Raw genomic sequence first — 13891 nt, forward strand, 5'->3', positions numbered from 1 at the left:
ATGGAAGTGTTACAAGGTATTTCATGGGGGATTATAGCACCGATTTTGGTGATACAACTGATTTTATTGATTATTGCACTTATTGACTTATCAAAGATAAACCAAACAAATGGACCGAAATGGTTATGGGCGATCATCGTAATACTTGGTAGCATTTGGGGTCCGGTTCTATACTTTGTAATTGGGAGAAAACAATCATGACGCTGATTTTACAAGCTGAACACTTAACAAAAATATACGGAGCTGAGCATGCTGTAAAGGACGTCAGTTTTTCACTCGCAGAAAAATCATCCACTGCTTTAATTGGACCAAATGGAGCGGGTAAAACGACGACTTTGTCCATGTTAGCCGGTTTACTTAACCAAACGACAGGTACGATTTCAGTAAATGGTGAAAAAAATCCTGACGTAAGAAAGTCAATTGGATTTTTACCGCAGTATCCACAATTCTTTTCATGGCTAACCGCTTTAGAGTTCACCGAAATGGCTGCGAAATTAAGCGGTATGGATAGTAAGCATGCAAAAACCGAAGCACAAAAAACACTAGAGTTTGTTGGCCTTGGAGAAGCGTTAAAGAAAAAAACAGGTACGTTCTCTGGGGGAATGAAACAACGTCTTGGGTTAGCTCAAGCCATCGTTCATAAACCGAAACTGTTATTGCTAGATGAACCTGTATCAGCTCTTGACCCTGTCGGACGTCGCGAAGTCATGGACTTACTAAAAAACTTACAACAGGACATGACCATTTTATATTCGACTCATATATTAAATGACGCGGAAGAAATGACAGATCAACTGTTGTTTTTAAGAAAAGGTGAATTAGTCGAACAAGGATCGCTTGGGGATGTAAGAGCAAAATATGATTCTCCGCGTTATTTAGTAGAGTTCACGAGTGAAGAAGATGCACTTAATTTCGCAGCACGAGCACCTTGGAAAGTAAGTTATCAGGGTACATTAGGTTTGATTGACATCACGAATGGTGTGCCTGAAATGAAAGATTTGTTGGGTTATTTAGCAGGAAGCGGGTTAACAGTTCGGAAAGCTGAACGACAGACTGCAAGTTTAGAAGAAATCTTTTTGAAGGTGGCTGGTCGCGGATGAAGGACTTACTTGTTTTATTCCAAAAAGAATGGCGTGAAAATACGCGTAATTATAAAGTTTTATGGATTCCTTTAATCTTCGTTTTCTTCGGTATCACTGAACCCGTCACCAATCATTATTTACCTCAAATTCTTGAGGCGGTTGGCAACATTCCTGAAGGTGCCATGTTTCCTTTTCCTGAGTTCACCGCTGCGCAAATCTTGATGTCAACGATGGGGCAATATCAATTCATTGGCATGCTCGTTTTAGTCCTTGGATTCATGGGAACCATTTCTAGAGAGCGAAAAAACGGCACGGGTACATTGCTATATGTACGACCTATTTCATTCTTTAGCTACTTTTTAAGCAAGTGGAAAGTAGTGAGTATCATTGCGGTAGGGAGTGTATGGCTCGGATTGTTAACAAGTTGGTACTACACTGAGCTGTTGTTCGGGAATGTACCTGCTTCGGATTTCTTTGCTTTTGCTGGAACGTATAGTGTGTGGATTTTGTTTGTCGTGACTGTTGTTTTAGCAGCCAGTGCGTGGTTACCGACAGGAGGAGCTGCAGGCGTTTCGTTAGCGTTGGTATTGGTCATCCAAATCATCGATTCCTTATTAGGAACGTATTGGACTGTCTCACCTTGGAAAATCTCAACTTATGCAACACAATGGTTAACCGGGTCACCTAATATGGGAGATTTCTGGTGGAGCATGGCCGTCACGATCATTGCCATTATTGCTTTAATGATATTTGGTACGTGGATGTCAAAACGCAATGCTTCTAAAACGAAAGTGTGAGAGTGTTGAGGTCAAGAATAATAGCTAAATGAAAAAATCCCTCCTCGATTAGTTCGAGTGAGGGATTTTTCAGTGAACAGTACCTATTTGTGAGGATCTGTATCCATCCCATTTGATTGGCCGTTAGAATTATCGTTGCCCTTCATGTTGTCATCCTGTTTCTGATCGGCTGGTCTTGCTTCATGCGTTTCATCCCTAGAAGGTTCATCCATCGTTCCAATTGAAGAACCTTGGTTATTTGTGCAACCAGCAAGCATAATGAAGGACAGAATAGCTAATAATACAAGCTTCATATAGCACTTTCTCCTCTCAAATAAACAATTGTCATGTTCACCTGTAGGTTGTGCCTTGTTAACGGAAATATGTATGGTCGATTATCGACCAGGACGACGGTTCTCTTCGGATTTAAACCAAGCTCGGATTCCTTTTCCTGCAAAAGGTTCGTCTGCAAATCGCGGAAGAATATGAAAATGTGCATGGAGAATCGATTGATTGGAAGCTTCTCCGACATTCCAACCGAGTGTAAAACCATCGGGAGCATAGTTTTCCTCTGCATATTGTTTGACTTGCTGCATTAATTCATACGTTGCAGCCCATTCTTCAGGTGTTAAATCGAATACCGTTTGTCGATGAACTTTTGGCACGATAAGTCCACTGCCTTCTAAAATGTCTTGGTGCTTTGGATGTTGTAAATAGTAACAAAATTCATTTTCGAAAATAATTTTCTGATCGGGATCATGTTGTGGTTCACAAAACGGGCAACACTTAGTTGTAGACATTTTTTCACCTCTTTGCTCTTTATTTTAATTAATTCAAAGGAAAAGATGCAAACTATGTAGAACTTGTTTCATATGGGAGGAATGCAAAATGGACAAACAAACTCAAGTTGAAAAAGCGAATCGCAATTCCGATCGCTTTCTAACGGCTTTTCATCGAATTGAACAAGCGATGAAAGATATTATTGGAGCAAAAGACCATCTTTCATTCTTTAGATTAATTGAACTATCAAAACGTAAAAATGCAACGATTCGTCGATTTGAAAATGATTTAAGAGAATTTTCCACATTGCGCAATGCCATTGTACATCAACGTACATCAACAGAGTATGCCATTGCAGAACCTCATGATGAAATTGTGGAATCAATTGAAGCCATAGAACAAGAACTAACAAAACCAATTACGGTAGGGGAAATGTTTGCTAGAAAAGTTAGTACGCTTCAAGCTTCCGATACATTGAAAGAAGCTTTATTGGTGATACGTGATAAACAGTACACACAAATTCCTATATACAAAGACAATAAATTTGTTGGTTTATTAACCGCTATAGGCATTATGTTTTGGGTAGCAAATCGTGTCGAAACAGGCGATATTTCCTGGGAAATAGACCTAGAAACTATTCTTCAACATGAAAAGAAGAAGGAAAATCATCTTTTTGTCCCTAGAAATTTGTCCATTTTCGAAGCGGAAGAAATGTTTAAAGACGCCATCGCTAAAGGACGAAGACTCGAAGCATTACTTATTACAGACGAAAATGGTCTCGTTGGTATTGTGACGCCTTTGGATTTAATGAAAATAGAGACGTGACGGTAAACATCTGAATATATTCAGTATTAGCACCTTGAAGTAGAGGTGCTTTTATTAACAAAAAATTTTAATTTACACAAGTACAATGGATATTAGGCAGGTTAGTCTTGAATAAAAAAAGGCATTTTTGAAATTTCATCGAAGTATTATAAATCTCAGCTTTTTTTGATTCAACTAAATCGGCAGGTTATTTTGAATTTATACAGAAGAGTATCTTAAAAAAGGAAATTTTGAAGTATTTAAGGAGCGTTATATGGAAATTAAGTTTAATGATTTTTTCAGAGAAGAATTAACGATTGATGATATACAAACTGCTATAGAAAATGAAGAAGTAACCTCAAAAGAGTTGGTCATGTATTACCTGCACAGAATAGCAAAATATGATCAGGATGGTCCGAAAGTAAATTCTATTCTTGAAATAAATCCAGATGCAATTTTTATTGCGGAAGCACTAGATTATGAAAGAAAAACAAAGGGAATTAGGGGACCTTTACATGGAATACCCGTTTTCCTTAAAGACAATATTGAAACAAATGATTCAATGCATACAAGTGCAGGAACACTTGCATTAGAAAATTATAATAGCATGCATGATGCATTTCTTGTTGAAAAACTCCGCAAATCAGGTGCAATAATCTTAGGTAAGACAAATATGACAGAACTAGCTAATGGGATGTCAAAAGAAATGTGGGCAGGCTATAGTTCAAGAGGTGGACAAGTATTAAATCCATACGGCGATGCTGAACTATTTGTTGGTGGATCAAGTTCAGGTTCTGCTGTGGCAGTTGCTGCAAATTTTACAGTATTATCTGTTGGAACTGAGACAGATGCTTCCATCTTGAGTCCTGCAGTTCAAAACTCAGTAGTTGGAATTAAACCTACGGTTGGGTTAATAAGTCGCACGGGAATAATCCCTTTTACATACTCACAAGATACAGCAGGACCTTTTGCAAGAACAGTTACGGACGCAGCGATTTTGTTAGGTGCTTTAACAGGTGTCGATAAATTCGATCCAGCTACTTATAAGAGCGAAGGTATTTCTAAACATGATTATACAGTCTTTTTAGATTCTCAAGGATTGAAAGGTGCTAGAATCGGTATATTTAATAAAGCTTCAGAAGACTATTATCATTCAGGGGAATACGATGAAAATCTGTTTAATCATGTTATTCAAACATTACGTGATGAAGGAACAGATGTTGTTGATACTATCGAAATCCCTTCTTTCAATAGAGATTGGAGTTGGGGAGTACCGATATATGAAATGAAACATAGCTTAGGAAATTATTTATCTCGATTACCGTCTCATTTACCAATTCATTCTGACACAGAATTAATTCAATTTAATAAACAGCATGAACAGAAGGCTTTAAAATATGGTCAGAATATGTTGGAGTATAGAGAGAATTTACCAAACACTTTAAGAAATCCGGAATATTTGAATGCGAAATTAGAAGATTTGTATTTTTCTCAGGACATGGGGATTGATTTTACTTTAAAAAAGTATGACCTTGATGCGATAATTTTTCCATCTTATATTGGCTCAACCATATGTGCTAAAGCTGGCTATCCATCTATAGCTGTGCCAGCTGGTTACATGGAAAGTGGAAGGCCATTTGGCATTACATTTGCAGGGAAGGCTTTTAGTGAAGGTGTATTAATAAAACTTGCTTATGCTTTTGAACAAGCTACAAAACATCGGAAATACCCGAAATTAATATAGAAAGAGAAATCATTATGGAGGTACTTAATGGAGTTTTATAAATTTAGTAAAGATAGTGGTAAGAGTATTTCAAAATTTAATTCGAATTTTATAATGTCTCACGTTGTTCAAACAGACAAAGCATCTAATATTGGCTGTATGCACTTAGAAGCAAATGGTGTTGTAGGATATCACCAGGCAGTAGTCCCTCAACTTTTGTTAGTAATGAATGGAGAAGGATATGTTCGCAATGATGAAATGCAGAACATTAAAGTTCAGCCAGGAGACGCAGTGTTTTGGGAAAAAGATGAATGGCATGAAACGAAGACAGATAAGGGTTTGACTGCTATTGTAATTGAAAGTAGTGAGTTAAACCCTTCGTTATTCATGTCATTAAAAAAATGAGTGGAAGATTAATAGTTTAGGATTTGACGTATAGAAATAGCAAAATTTACATCAAGAAATGTGGGGGTATGCAGATGTTTGAAAAATTTAACTTTGAATTAATTCATCGTGAACGAAATGATGCAACTCCTTTAGTAGTGATGATGTGTGGTGTGGCCGGGTCAGGGAAAACAACTTTTTCACAACTACTAGAAAAGGAGGGTTTCGTCCGACTTTCTATTGATGAAGAAATATGGGCTACTAATGGTCGTTGGGGGATTGATTTCCCAATGGATAAATTCGAGGAATATAGAAAGGATGCAGAGAGGAAATTACGGAACCGTTTAATTGAGCTTATTCACGATAAACAACAGGTGGTAATTGACTTCAGTTTTTGGGATCGTGCAAGAAGGAACCAATATAAAAAACTGATTGAGGATTCTGGCGGTAAATGGAAACTTATCTATTTAAAAGTTCATTCAGATGATTTACGTGAGCGACTAAAATTACGTAACAAACGTTTTGACGCAAATTCGTTCCCTATTTCAGAAGAACTCTTAACTACTTACATTAATGGTTTCGAAGTGCCTAGTGGTGAAGGTGAAATTGAAATTGAAAATTAGACGATTAATTAAAAACCACTAAGTCTTACTTCAAACGCGGCGGGGTAGCTGAAGCCGAAGAAGAGGAGTAAATTAAACGATGTCGTATATATATTGGTGAAGTTTGAGGCATGGGAGGTAACATTTTGAAAAACTATAAGATTGAAAATAATATTCCCGCATTGGAAGAATACAAATATTTGTGTGAGTCTGTGGGATGGACTAATTATATGAATTTTGAAGTAGCGGAAACATCACTAAAGAATTCTATCCACTGCATCACAGTTAAGGATAATGAACAAATTGTGGGTATGGGCAGAATTGTTGGCGATGGGGCTATTTATTTTTATATCCAAGATATCGTGGTTCATCCAGATTATCAGAAACATGGTATTGGAAATGAAATAATGAATCTTTTGGTTGAATACTTGAATAGAAATGCCCCAGACAAGGCGTTTGTTGGATTATTTGCATCACAAGGTAAAGAAACGTTCTATGAGAAATTTAATTTTAAAGACTTCTCCCCCAATATGACTGGCATGTTTACTGTGATTTCAAAAAAATAATCCTAATAGATATTAAGTTGTTTTATAGGGGATTGTTAACTTGAATAAGATTGGGATAGGAAACTAATTTAACCGAAACTATTTTACTAAAAGAGCCTAAACACTATGATAACCATAGTGTTTTTTATACCCTTTCAATTACTTATACCCCCATTTCTTACTCCGTTTAATCGATACTTACACAATTACTTGATGTGGTTACTCAATCTCACTCATAATTGCCTGCGTATTGCCTTCCGTATCTTTGAAAAACGTCATCCAAATCTCGGTGTTCCCCATTTTGCCAACCATATGTGGTTCATCGATGAAATGAGCTCCTAATTCCTTCATGGTCTTCACTTTTTCATGCAGATCGTCCACTTTGAAATACATAACTGAACAAGGATGATTGAATTCTTCTTTTTCTGGCAAACTCAATAGTAGCCTTGTTTCTCCGCATTGCAAAAAGGCTAACCCATTCGATTCAAACAAAAGTGGTAAACCTACAACATCCCGATAAAATTCAACTGCTCTTCCTACATCTTTTACGTTAACTGCAATTTGTCCTATGTATGAAATTTTTGATTTGGCCATAAGAATCGCACACCCTTTCGGTTATATGTTTTCGACATGAAAGGAAAATCTCCTGCTATGGTATCCTTAAAAAAAGGAGTGAATTCCATGTTGCATCATGTAGAAATCAATGTTTCCAATCTGGAAAAATCAAGAAACTTTTATCAATTTCTTTTACCTTATTTAGGATATGAATTGTATCAAGAATGGCCAAAAGGCTTTAGTTATATAAAAGATCAAACCTACCTTGTATTTGTTCAAACGGAAATGAACCATCTAGAGCATTCATATCATAGAGGACATACCGGTTTAAATCACTTAGCGTTCCATGGAGAATCTAGAGAGCAGGTAGATCAACTCACTTTGGCACTGAAAGAACGTCAAGTAAGTATTTTGTATAAGGATCGCCATCCCTACGCAGGAGGAAATCAATATTATGCTGTCTTTTTTGAAGATCCTGACCGTGTAAAACTGGAGGTTGTTGCACCTACATAAAGGGTATGGGAAGTAAAGGAGTGATTCGACCATGCCGTTTGATTATGATTTAGATTTTGATACGATTAATTTTCGCGAAAAGCCAGAGTTGTACCGAGTAGGACGTGGCGAGCAAGGGGTTTTATTGGTAGAACCGTATAAAAGTGAAATTCTCCCACACTGGCGATTTAAAACACCGGATATAGCAAAAGAATCGTCCACAAAGATTATGGAATTGTTTGAGGAGTATCGTGAGAAGAATGATTTTGTAGGGATGGATATGGCTCGAAAATTCATTCAAATGGGCTATACAAGAGCTCGACGATATACGAATTACAAGGGTGGTCGTAAGTATAATGAAGACGGCTCCATTAAAGAGAGAGACATAGATCCAATCAAAGCAGAATCTGCAGCTATTTTTAAAAAACAGTGGGACAAAATTCGCAAAGATGAGGATTATCTCAAACGTAAAAAACATCATCAAAAAGAGTTTGGATAAGAGTTGTAGTTAGGCGGCTATATGATAGCTAGCCATTAGTAGAGAAGAAAAACATGGAGGAATCGTAATGAACATAACACTTTTTGGTGCAACAGGTAGGGTAGGGAGTGAAATTCTTAAACTCGCACTTCGAGATGGACATCACGTCACTGCATTGGTTCGCACACCATCAAAATTACCGACTCATAACAATCTAAGCATACTCACTGGGGACATTCGTGATAAAGAACTTGTGAGTCAAGCAATTGAAAATGCGGATGCTGTCATGAGTGCCATAGGGACCGATAAAACCACGACATTAACGGATGCCATCCCTTTCATAATTGAAGCGATGAAAACGGGGAATGTCGAGCGGATTATTACAATTGGGACAGCGGGTATTTTGCAAAGCAGAACAAATCCCGATGTGTATCGTTTTCAATCCACCGAATCGAAACGTCGCTTAACTTTAGCTGCTGAAGAGCACGCAAAGGTATACGAACAATTAAAGAGTACAGATTTAGAGTGGACAATTATCTGCCCGACTTACTTGCCTGATGGAGAAGAGACTGGCAAGTGGCGAACTGAAAGAAACTTTTTACCTAAAGGTGGCGTTGAGATATCTGTAGGGGATACGGCGTTATGTGCCTACAATGAATTGTTAGATCCACAGTTTATTGGCACGAGAGTGGGGCTAGCTTATTAAAAGGAGTTAATAATGATTTTTAAATTAATAAAATATGTCTCTATTTTACTAAGTATCATCGTTTTTATTTATATAAATAATAACTGGATCACCACGACGAATCACAAAGTTAGTTCGGCAGATATCCCAGCCGCATTTGATGGGTATCGCATTGTGCAAGTGTCTGACTTGCATGATGCCACTTTTGGAGAAAATCAACAGCGATTAGTGAAAAAAGTGAAACAAGCTAAACCGGATTTGATTGTTATTACAGGAGATTTGGTGGATAGCAGACGCTATGATTTACCCAATAGCCTAGATCTCGTGAATCAGTTAGTGAAATTAGCAGATGTCTATTATGTAACGGGAAATCACGAAGTTGCCACCAATGATGTTCAGCATATCAAAAATGAACTGAAAGCCCTTGGTGTCCAAGTTCTTTCGGATGAAACCCTTATGCTTGAGCATGGAAATGACTCTATCGCTATAAGCGGTATTGAAGATCCGTTAATGGGACAGACTGCATCAGAAATGTTAGCTGAAGCAGAAATTCGTAGTGAGAGTTTTACCTTATTGCTTGCACATCGGCCCGAAGACTTTCAAACTTATGAAGAGTTTGAAGTCGATTTAACTTTTTCTGGTCATGCACATGGCGGTCAATTCCGTATCCCATTTGTAGGCGGATTAATCGCTCCAGGCCAAGGTTTTTTCCCGGAATTTACAGACGGTATACATGAAAAAGAACAATCCAAATTGGTGATTAGTCGAGGGTTGGGGAACAGTATTCTCCCCTTGCGATTATTTAACTTACCAGAAATTGTGGTCGTTACCCTGCAAAGTTCTTAAACCTTTACGAAGGATGTAAGTGAAACCAATATTCTATTAGAAAATAAGGAGAGATGAACATGTCAACAGAAGTTACGTTACTCCCATATCAACCCGATCACCAACAAGCGTTTACTTTTTACCCTTTAACTCCGGAGCAATTAGAGTTCACAGCTCATCCACTGGACTTACTAAAAGAAGATTCGCATTCACGAACACCTGTTACGATTTTGGCAGGAAATCAAGTAGCGGGATTTTTTATATTAGAAGTTAGCGATGATCGCTATTTTTATTCGGAAAATCCTAATTCTGTTTTGCTTCGAGGCTATTCAATTCATCCTGATTATCAAGGACAAGGAATTGCAAAGGAATCGATTTTAGCTCTACCAGATTTTATTCGTGAGCATTTCCCACAATTTGATGAAGTGGTTTTAGGCGTTAATGATATGAATGAGGCTGCACGAGCTGTTTATTTAAAAGGTGGATTTGTAGATGAAGGTCGTCGTTACAATGGTTTAAAAGGTGAACAGTGGGCTTTACACCTTTATGTAAAAGCGGAATAATCTTGAAAAAGTGATTTCTTAAATTGGTCGACTAAAGTGTATATTTAGATATTCGAACAAAACTGTGATAAGATATTAAGACTGAAATCAAAAAAGTACAAAGTGAAAGGGGATCAACTCTATGTATATTGTCCATTCGATGGTACATGTTCCAAAGGGGAAGGCTGATGAAGTCATTGCGATTTATCAGAATCGGTCTCGACTTGTGGATACATTTGAAGGATTTGAATCCTTTCATTTATTACAAAATGAAAAGCGTCCTGAGGAGCTAACCGTACATATGCAATGGGTGGATAAATCTGCTTATATGAAGTGGGTTACCAGTGAAGCCTTCAAACATGTACATGATTTAGAAAAAAACTATCCAGACCAAGAATTAGCAGCGATAGTCCCGAAAGTTTCGAAGTACCAAGTGGTGGCAACATGAACCAACAAGCCAGAGAAAAAGTTATTGATGAAGTTGTTATTGAAATCTATGAAGCATATCCAGAGATTTTGACACGTTTTGGCGAAGCTGGAAAAGCACGATGCTACGAAGATAATCATCATCATTTCGATCATTTGGATACAGCTGCAAAATTAGGGCAGCCAGAAGTGTTTTCCAATTATGCGATATGGCTGACCAACTTACTGACTGCTCGTGGCATGAATAAACATCATGTAATCGATAATTTTCAACGAATCCATGATCGATTAGAGTCGAGTGCTGACCCACAAGCAAGTACGTACCAACATATTCTGCTTCAAGGAATTCAAGCAATTCAATAGCTGAAAGTTGATGGACTGAGGTGAAAGAAATGACCCCAAAAAATTTAGCACTTGCCCTTATTGATGGACAATCAAACGAAGCGTTTCAAATGCTTGAAACACTCTATTCGAATCAAACCACCGTTGCATCTATTTATCAAAATTTTGTAACCAAAGCAATGCAAGAGATTGGACGTATGTGGGAAGAAGATGAAATTACGGTGGCCGATGAACATTTAGCGACTTCTACATGCGACTTTGTACTCGCTAAATTCCATAGTGTCGTTAACAAGAAACCATTAACAAATTCGTCTAAGAAAGCCATGTTTTTCAGTGTAGAGAAGGAACAACATTCATTAGGTATGAAGATGGCAGCGCATGTATTTGAGCAGCAAGGATGGAATGTGCGTTTTATGGGGGCTAACTTGCCACTTAGCTATGCCGTTGAAGCTGCTGAACGTTTTTCTCCTGATGTAATCGGAATATCGTTAACCATCATTCATCACTTAGATCAGCTTAAAGAATATGTAGATGCTTTAGAAGCGATAAATAGTCATCCGCAAGTCATTGTGGGTAGTAGATTGTTGTCTACTTATGATTTGTTAAAGTACGCATCACCGAAAACGAAGATGGTCAGTGACTTTGAAGAGTTACAAACGTGGATGACAGAATTGGAAGAGGTTAAGATGCATGAATATAATTAAAGAACTTCCATTTCCGACATTTATTATTGATCGGTCATTTCATGTGCTTGAATTATCAGCATCTGCTGAAAGAGTTTTTGGAGATATCCAGTGGTTCACCGATATTATGGATGAAGAAAGCCATTCGAAAAAAAGACGTTTACTAAGTGATGATTTGCTAAAATCCATTGAAATCACCCTAACAACGAAAGAAAAGAACCCTGAGCTTTTTGCCGTCTCGATCACTTGGAAAGATGATAAAGGTTTTCTACAATGTTATGCCATTGGCAGTAAGTTAGATAAGATAATGAGTGTCGTTCAAGAACATCAAAATCGTCTAGCTACTGTGGATTTCGAATTATTATCTCAAAAAGAATTAGCTGAAACCCAGCTAAAACAAATTAAGCAATTATCTGCGCCTGTCATTGGATTATCCAATAAAGTTGCACTCGTTCCTTTGTTTGGTTACTTTGATCAAGAGTTAATTTCGAACACCGAGGATCGCCTGGCAGCAACTTTATATGAACAAGATTACTCAACTGTCATTTTTGATTTTAATGGAATCGATCAGATTACGGACATTGGAATTTCTTTGTTTCAAGCGTTCATGGAAACCCTGCAAATCATGGGAATTCAAACATACATTGTGGGAGTTAAGCCGATGCATACGCATTTCCTTAAAAATCGAGAAGTTAACACATCTACCTATTTGCCGACCTTACAACAAGCGATTGCTTTGTTAACATAAAAACAGTTGCCCTCAACTAATGAGAGCAACTGTTTTTGTTACTTATGTGCGATCGGTATGTCGATCTTTTAATTCGCCAAGCTCTTCTTGAGCTTTACCTTTAACTTTATCTACTTTACCCTCTGCCTGAAGGCTCTTATTATCTGTAGCATCTCCAAACTGGTCTTTAGCTTCACCTTTGGCTTGGTTAAATTCACCTTTAAGTTTGTCTGTCAATCCATTATCCTTCGTCAATGCAATTCCTCCTTCAGTTCATATTATTAGATGTATACCCCAAGAGAAATGATTTAAACGACATGTTTCTACAGATGATATATCTGAATATTCGGTATAATGAAAAGAAGTAGAGAAAGAGGTGCTAACGCATGAGAAAATTAATCATTCTAGTCACAGCAATGGTTTTACTTAGTGGTTGTGGGTATCTCGATTTTTCAAATGATACGGAAGCAAAAAAATCAGTTCAAGAAGTGGCTACAAATCTCCAAATTCCATGGTCAATAAATAAACATGGAGAAGACTTCTTTATTTCTGAAAGAGTTGGGACCATTGCAAGGGTTTCTTCAAATGGAGAAGTTACACATCAGCAAGTCAAACTATCCTCACCTCTTGCAAGGGTATCCGAAGCGGGCCTTTTAGGTTTTGTATTAAAGCCGAATTTTGAAGAAACGAAGGAAGCATTTGCTTATTATACGTATGATGTAGAAGGACAACCATATAATCGTGTCGTTACTTTAAAACTAGATGGCAATCCATGGACGGAAACAGCCATTCTGTTAGATGGCATTTTAACAGGGAATGTACATCACGGAGGAAGATTAGAAATAGGTCCAGATCAACGCCTATATGTCACAATTGGTGACGCTTCAACTCCGAACTTGGCACAAGACCCAACTTCGAAAAACGGGAAAATCATGCGGTTAAATGAAGATAACACGTGGTCAGTAGTCAGTATGGGTCATCGAAACCCACAAGGCATTGCTTGGAATGAAAACGGAGAGATGTTTGCCTCAGAACACGGTCAATCTGCAAAAGATGAGATTAATAGAATTGAAGAAGGCAAAAATTATGGGTGGCCGCTTATTGAAGGCAATGAACAAAGAGAAGGGCTAGTATCACCATTGCTACATTCTGGTTCGAATACAACATGGGCTCCATCTGGTATGACGTTCCATAAAGGTAAGCTATATGTAGCTGCCTTACGCGGAGAAGGAGTTTTAGTAGTTAACAGTGAAACAGCTGAAATCGAAGAAACCATCACAGGCTATGGCCGAATTCGAGATGTGTTTTCAGATGGGGAACAACTATACTTTGTATCGAATAATACAGACGGTCGCGGATCACCAAGTGCGGATGACGATATCCTTTATCGTTATGTAAAAGAATAACAGCACATTCGTATGTTTAATTGGCTCACGTGGA

22 protein-coding genes are annotated in these 13891 nt (G+C 37.7%); 18 read left to right on the forward strand and 4 right to left on the reverse strand.

Translation table 11 applies throughout. The features are described from left to right. The 3 genes from ACHUE4_RS11205 to ACHUE4_RS11215 are packed head-to-tail and all read left to right on the forward strand — an operon-like array spanning window position 1 to window position 1879. Window positions 1-201 (forward strand): PLDc N-terminal domain-containing protein, encoded by a 201-nt coding sequence (locus ACHUE4_RS11205; protein ID WP_394190021.1) that lies wholly within the window; start codon window positions 1-3, stop codon window positions 199-201. Beyond that, window positions 198-1100, forward strand: a complete 903-nt coding sequence (locus ACHUE4_RS11210) for an ABC transporter ATP-binding protein (RefSeq protein ID WP_394190023.1) — start codon at window positions 198-200, stop codon at window positions 1098-1100. Before ACHUE4_RS11205 ends, ACHUE4_RS11210 begins: the two co-directional genes overlap by 4 nt. After that, on the forward strand, window positions 1097-1879 hold the full coding sequence (locus ACHUE4_RS11215; RefSeq protein ID WP_394190025.1) for an ABC transporter permease: 783 nt from the start codon (window positions 1097-1099) through the stop codon (window positions 1877-1879). The genes ACHUE4_RS11210 and ACHUE4_RS11215 overlap by 4 nt, the downstream gene beginning before the upstream one ends. A gap of 83 nt (window positions 1880-1962) precedes the next feature. On the opposite strand, the gene ACHUE4_RS11220 is transcribed toward ACHUE4_RS11215, so the two are convergent. After that, a complete protein-coding gene (locus ACHUE4_RS11220) occupies window positions 1963-2172 on the reverse strand; it encodes a hypothetical protein (RefSeq protein WP_394190027.1) in 210 nt (69 codons plus the stop codon). An 81-nt stretch (window positions 2173-2253) separates the two neighbouring features. Further along, a complete protein-coding gene (locus tag ACHUE4_RS11225; protein WP_394190029.1) occupies window positions 2254-2658 on the reverse strand; it encodes an HIT family protein in 405 nt (134 codons plus the stop codon). A gap of 88 nt (window positions 2659-2746) precedes the next feature. On the opposite strand from ACHUE4_RS11225, the gene ACHUE4_RS11230 reads away from it, so the two are divergent. From ACHUE4_RS11230 to ACHUE4_RS11250, 5 genes are all read left to right on the forward strand, one after another. Beyond that, on the forward strand, window positions 2747-3463 hold the full coding sequence (locus ACHUE4_RS11230) for a CBS domain-containing protein (protein WP_394190031.1): 717 nt from the start codon (window positions 2747-2749) through the stop codon (window positions 3461-3463). A 253-nt stretch (window positions 3464-3716) separates the two neighbouring features. Further along, window positions 3717-5186 carry an amidase family protein gene (locus tag ACHUE4_RS11235; protein WP_394190033.1) on the forward strand — a complete coding sequence of 490 codons (1470 nt, stop codon included), beginning with the start codon at window positions 3717-3719 and terminating at the stop codon, window positions 5184-5186. 27 nt (window positions 5187-5213) lie between these two features. After that, window positions 5214-5570, forward strand: a complete 357-nt coding sequence (locus ACHUE4_RS11240; RefSeq protein WP_394190035.1) for a cupin domain-containing protein — start codon at window positions 5214-5216, stop codon at window positions 5568-5570. A 74-nt stretch (window positions 5571-5644) separates the two neighbouring features. Beyond that, entirely contained in the window at window positions 5645-6172 is a 528-nt protein-coding gene (locus ACHUE4_RS11245; protein WP_394190037.1) for a P-loop nucleotide/nucleoside kinase family protein, read from the forward strand. 110 nt (window positions 6173-6282) lie between these two features. Continuing rightward, window positions 6283-6717: a GNAT family N-acetyltransferase gene (locus tag ACHUE4_RS11250; protein WP_394190039.1), complete on the forward strand. Its 435-nt coding sequence runs from the start codon at window positions 6283-6285 to the stop codon at window positions 6715-6717. 198 nt (window positions 6718-6915) lie between these two features. Here ACHUE4_RS11250 and ACHUE4_RS11255 read toward each other — a convergent pair whose 3' ends face one another. Then, complete coding sequence (locus ACHUE4_RS11255; RefSeq protein WP_394190041.1) at window positions 6916-7290, reverse strand: VOC family protein; 375 nt, start codon at window positions 7288-7290, stop codon at window positions 6916-6918. A gap of 87 nt (window positions 7291-7377) precedes the next feature. Between ACHUE4_RS11255 and ACHUE4_RS11260 the strand changes: the two genes are divergently transcribed. The 9 genes from ACHUE4_RS11260 to ACHUE4_RS11300 all read left to right on the forward strand — a co-directional run bounded on the left by ACHUE4_RS11260 (window position 7378) and on the right by ACHUE4_RS11300 (window position 12472). After that, window positions 7378-7764, forward strand: coding sequence for a VOC family protein (locus ACHUE4_RS11260; RefSeq protein ID WP_394190043.1), 387 nt, complete (start codon window positions 7378-7380; stop codon window positions 7762-7764). 31 nt (window positions 7765-7795) lie between these two features. Continuing rightward, complete coding sequence (locus ACHUE4_RS11265) at window positions 7796-8242, forward strand: DUF4385 domain-containing protein (RefSeq protein ID WP_394190045.1); 447 nt, start codon at window positions 7796-7798, stop codon at window positions 8240-8242. 67 nt (window positions 8243-8309) lie between these two features. Continuing rightward, a complete protein-coding gene (locus ACHUE4_RS11270) occupies window positions 8310-8927 on the forward strand; it encodes an NAD(P)-dependent oxidoreductase (protein WP_394190047.1) in 618 nt (205 codons plus the stop codon). Between the two features lie 12 nt (window positions 8928-8939). After that, window positions 8940-9752: a metallophosphoesterase gene (locus ACHUE4_RS11275; protein ID WP_394190049.1), complete on the forward strand. Its 813-nt coding sequence runs from the start codon at window positions 8940-8942 to the stop codon at window positions 9750-9752. Window positions 9753-9811: 59 nt separating this feature from the next. Next, a complete protein-coding gene (locus ACHUE4_RS11280) occupies window positions 9812-10294 on the forward strand; it encodes a GNAT family N-acetyltransferase (protein ID WP_394190051.1) in 483 nt (160 codons plus the stop codon). A 121-nt stretch (window positions 10295-10415) separates the two neighbouring features. Continuing rightward, window positions 10416-10721 carry an antibiotic biosynthesis monooxygenase family protein gene (locus ACHUE4_RS11285; RefSeq protein ID WP_394190053.1) on the forward strand — a complete coding sequence of 102 codons (306 nt, stop codon included), beginning with the start codon at window positions 10416-10418 and terminating at the stop codon, window positions 10719-10721. Then, window positions 10718-11062 (forward strand): hypothetical protein, encoded by a 345-nt coding sequence (locus tag ACHUE4_RS11290; RefSeq protein ID WP_394190055.1) that lies wholly within the window; start codon window positions 10718-10720, stop codon window positions 11060-11062. Before ACHUE4_RS11285 ends, ACHUE4_RS11290 begins: the two co-directional genes overlap by 4 nt. A gap of 29 nt (window positions 11063-11091) precedes the next feature. Further along, window positions 11092-11745 carry a cobalamin B12-binding domain-containing protein gene (locus ACHUE4_RS11295; protein ID WP_394190057.1) on the forward strand — a complete coding sequence of 218 codons (654 nt, stop codon included), beginning with the start codon at window positions 11092-11094 and terminating at the stop codon, window positions 11743-11745. After that, entirely contained in the window at window positions 11732-12472 is a 741-nt protein-coding gene (locus tag ACHUE4_RS11300) for an STAS domain-containing protein (RefSeq protein ID WP_394190059.1), read from the forward strand. Before ACHUE4_RS11295 ends, ACHUE4_RS11300 begins: the two co-directional genes overlap by 14 nt. 42 nt (window positions 12473-12514) lie before the next feature. Here the strand turns inward: ACHUE4_RS11300 and ACHUE4_RS11305 are convergent, their stop codons facing one another. Then, the gene (locus tag ACHUE4_RS11305; protein ID WP_394190061.1) at window positions 12515-12706 is read right to left on the reverse strand and encodes a CsbD family protein; all 192 of its coding nucleotides are present in this window, start codon (window positions 12704-12706) and stop codon (window positions 12515-12517) included. Between the two features lie 131 nt (window positions 12707-12837). On the opposite strand from ACHUE4_RS11305, the gene ACHUE4_RS11310 reads away from it, so the two are divergent. After that, window positions 12838-13857, forward strand: a complete 1020-nt coding sequence (locus ACHUE4_RS11310) for a PQQ-dependent sugar dehydrogenase (protein WP_394190063.1) — start codon at window positions 12838-12840, stop codon at window positions 13855-13857. Window positions 13858-13891: the final 34 nt, after the last annotated feature.

This window comes from Paenisporosarcina quisquiliarum (assembly GCF_043641925.1).
GTDB lineage: Bacteria > Bacillota > Bacilli > Bacillales_A > Planococcaceae > Paenisporosarcina > Paenisporosarcina quisquiliarum_A.

What these genes read in the sequence shown, in the direction of transcription:
- ACHUE4_RS11255 (WP_394190041.1), bottom strand. Translation starts at nt 7,290, where the DNA reads ATGGCCAAATCAAAAATTTCATACATAGGACAAATTGCAGTTAACGTA.
- ACHUE4_RS11225 (WP_394190029.1), bottom strand. Translation starts at nt 2,658, where the DNA reads ATGTCTACAACTAAGTGTTGCCCGTTTTGTGAACCACAACATGATCCC.
- ACHUE4_RS11285 (WP_394190053.1), top strand. Translation starts at nt 10,416, where the DNA reads ATGTATATTGTCCATTCGATGGTACATGTTCCAAAGGGGAAGGCTGAT.
- ACHUE4_RS11270 (WP_394190047.1), top strand. Translation starts at nt 8,310, where the DNA reads ATGAACATAACACTTTTTGGTGCAACAGGTAGGGTAGGGAGTGAAATT.
- ACHUE4_RS11310 (WP_394190063.1), top strand. Translation starts at nt 12,838, where the DNA reads ATGAGAAAATTAATCATTCTAGTCACAGCAATGGTTTTACTTAGTGGT.
- ACHUE4_RS11210 (WP_394190023.1), top strand. Translation starts at nt 198, where the DNA reads ATGACGCTGATTTTACAAGCTGAACACTTAACAAAAATATACGGAGCT.
- ACHUE4_RS11240 (WP_394190035.1), top strand. Translation starts at nt 5,214, where the DNA reads ATGGAGTTTTATAAATTTAGTAAAGATAGTGGTAAGAGTATTTCAAAA.
- ACHUE4_RS11280 (WP_394190051.1), top strand. Translation starts at nt 9,812, where the DNA reads ATGTCAACAGAAGTTACGTTACTCCCATATCAACCCGATCACCAACAA.
- ACHUE4_RS11235 (WP_394190033.1), top strand. Translation starts at nt 3,717, where the DNA reads ATGGAAATTAAGTTTAATGATTTTTTCAGAGAAGAATTAACGATTGAT.
- ACHUE4_RS11220 (WP_394190027.1), bottom strand. Translation starts at nt 2,172, where the DNA reads ATGAAGCTTGTATTATTAGCTATTCTGTCCTTCATTATGCTTGCTGGT.
- ACHUE4_RS11260 (WP_394190043.1), top strand. Translation starts at nt 7,378, where the DNA reads ATGTTGCATCATGTAGAAATCAATGTTTCCAATCTGGAAAAATCAAGA.
- ACHUE4_RS11265 (WP_394190045.1), top strand. Translation starts at nt 7,796, where the DNA reads ATGCCGTTTGATTATGATTTAGATTTTGATACGATTAATTTTCGCGAA.
- ACHUE4_RS11245 (WP_394190037.1), top strand. Translation starts at nt 5,645, where the DNA reads ATGTTTGAAAAATTTAACTTTGAATTAATTCATCGTGAACGAAATGAT.
- ACHUE4_RS11275 (WP_394190049.1), top strand. Translation starts at nt 8,940, where the DNA reads ATGATTTTTAAATTAATAAAATATGTCTCTATTTTACTAAGTATCATC.
- ACHUE4_RS11290 (WP_394190055.1), top strand. Translation starts at nt 10,718, where the DNA reads ATGAACCAACAAGCCAGAGAAAAAGTTATTGATGAAGTTGTTATTGAA.
- ACHUE4_RS11215 (WP_394190025.1), top strand. Translation starts at nt 1,097, where the DNA reads ATGAAGGACTTACTTGTTTTATTCCAAAAAGAATGGCGTGAAAATACG.
- ACHUE4_RS11295 (WP_394190057.1), top strand. Translation starts at nt 11,092, where the DNA reads ATGACCCCAAAAAATTTAGCACTTGCCCTTATTGATGGACAATCAAAC.
- ACHUE4_RS11205 (WP_394190021.1), top strand. Translation starts at nt 1, where the DNA reads ATGGAAGTGTTACAAGGTATTTCATGGGGGATTATAGCACCGATTTTG.
- ACHUE4_RS11230 (WP_394190031.1), top strand. Translation starts at nt 2,747, where the DNA reads ATGGACAAACAAACTCAAGTTGAAAAAGCGAATCGCAATTCCGATCGC.
- ACHUE4_RS11250 (WP_394190039.1), top strand. Translation starts at nt 6,283, where the DNA reads ATGGGAGGTAACATTTTGAAAAACTATAAGATTGAAAATAATATTCCC.
- ACHUE4_RS11300 (WP_394190059.1), top strand. Translation starts at nt 11,732, where the DNA reads ATGAATATAATTAAAGAACTTCCATTTCCGACATTTATTATTGATCGG.